Consider the following 1,616-nt stretch of genomic DNA (forward strand, 5'->3'; position numbering starts at 1 on the left):
CCCCCTCCCAGCGCAGCCGCTCCGCCGACTCGCTCAGCGTGTCGCGCACGAAGTGACGCAACTCCCTGACCTGGCGCCGGCGCGGCGGATCGGAATGGAGATAGGCGGTGACGAACGGGTACAGCTGTTCCACCTCGTACCGGTGTGCCGCCGCGAGCGTGTGACTCACGGCCTGGCAGACGCGTTCGATACCGGCCTCCTCCAGGCAGCCGTCGTCGCCGATCGCCTCCCCCAGCAGCGTGGACGTCTTGACCGCGTGGACCGGCAGCGGCGGAGCCCCCGGCAGCGCCTGCACGATCTGCAGTTGCGCCGAGTTCGAGCCGATGTCGAGGACTCCGAGTCGCACATCTTCGATGTATTCTCCGGTCGCCGCCCGCCCACCACCGCTCCGAGCCCGAGCCGCCGTACCGTGCCCGTGACGAACGGCCACCGGCTCACCGCGGTGACGGCGGAGCGGTTTCCGGTGTCACAGCCGTGTCTTTGCGCGGACCGGGGGTGTCGGGGTCGATGCGAACTGCCGCCGATAGGCCGTGGGGGTGACCGCGAAGGCGGCGCCGAAGTTCTGCCGGAAGGTGACGGGACTTGTGAAGCCACACGCGGACGCGACGGCGTCGATGCTCCAGTCGGTCGTCTCGAGCAGAACGCGCGCCTCCTGCAGGCGACGCTCGAGGATCCAGCGTGCCGGTGTGGTGCCGGTCGCCTGCCGGAAGTGGCGGACGAAGCTGCGCCGGCTCATTTTCGCGTGGCCGGCGAGACGGTCGACCGTGAGCGGTTCGTCGAGTCGAGCCAGCGCCCACTCGAGCACCTCGGCGATCGCGGTGTCGGTGGCGGGCCGGGCCAGGGGACGCTCGATGTACTGCGCCTGTCCGCCTTCCCGGTGCGGAGCCACGACCAGGTACCGGGCCACCCGGGCGGCGATCGCCGAGCCGAGATGCTTGCGCACCAGGTGCAGGCAGGCGTCGATCGCCGAGGCGGTTCCCGCGGAGGTCAGGACGTCGTCGTGGTCGATGTAGAGCACCGACGAGTCCACCTCCGAGCCGGGGCAGCGTTCGGCGAGCAGCGGCATCGCCTCCCAGTGGGTGACCGCCGAGCGACCGTCGAGCAGTCCGGTCTCGGCGACGGCGAACGCGCCCAGGCACAAGCCGGCTATCAACGCACCCCGCGCATGTGCCTGGCGCAGCTGTCTTTTCAGTTCTGTACTGATCGGCGTCGGGGGCATCGGCCACGACGGGACGATGACGATGTCGGCCCAGTCGACCGTTTCCGGCCCGGCGACCTCTCCGATCGGGTACCCCTCGGCAGTACGGACCGACCCCGCCCGGTCACTCCACAGTCGGGTCTGCCAGTCCGGGGCGAGGTCGAGCCGGCTCACCTCGCCGAACACCATCAGCGGTGCCGCGAGGTGGAACATGGTGACGCCGTCGAAGGCGTAGACAGCGATCCGCATCCGACCCTCCCGAATTGGCCCGACTTCATCGAAAGTGTGCATTAAAGATCTTTCGGTAATAGGGCGTGTCGTTGCACGTGATTCGCGCCGTGCTGCTTGATCATTGACGAATGGCAGGGAAGAAGACCGGTTCCGGGGAGGAGTCCGATGCCCGGAAAGTCAAGCAACG

At 68.7% G+C, this 1,616-nt stretch carries 1 protein-coding gene and 1 pseudogene; both read right to left on the bottom strand.

Annotation, left to right across the window (positions count from 1 at the left end; translation table 11 throughout):
* A pseudogene (locus tag G6038_RS30640) lies at positions 1-346 on the bottom strand (hypothetical protein); the annotation flags it as partial.
* Positions 347-466: 120 nt separating this feature from the next.
* Positions 467-1,447: a helix-turn-helix domain-containing protein gene (locus G6038_RS30645; RefSeq protein WP_165042665.1), complete on the bottom strand. Its 981-nt coding sequence runs from the start codon at positions 1,445-1,447 to the stop codon at positions 467-469.
* Between the last annotated feature and the right edge of the window lie 169 nt (positions 1,448-1,616).

It is taken from the genome of Rhodococcus sp. 14C212 (assembly GCF_011058195.1).
Classification (GTDB): Bacteria; Actinomycetota; Actinomycetes; order Mycobacteriales; family Mycobacteriaceae; genus Rhodococcus; species Rhodococcus aetherivorans.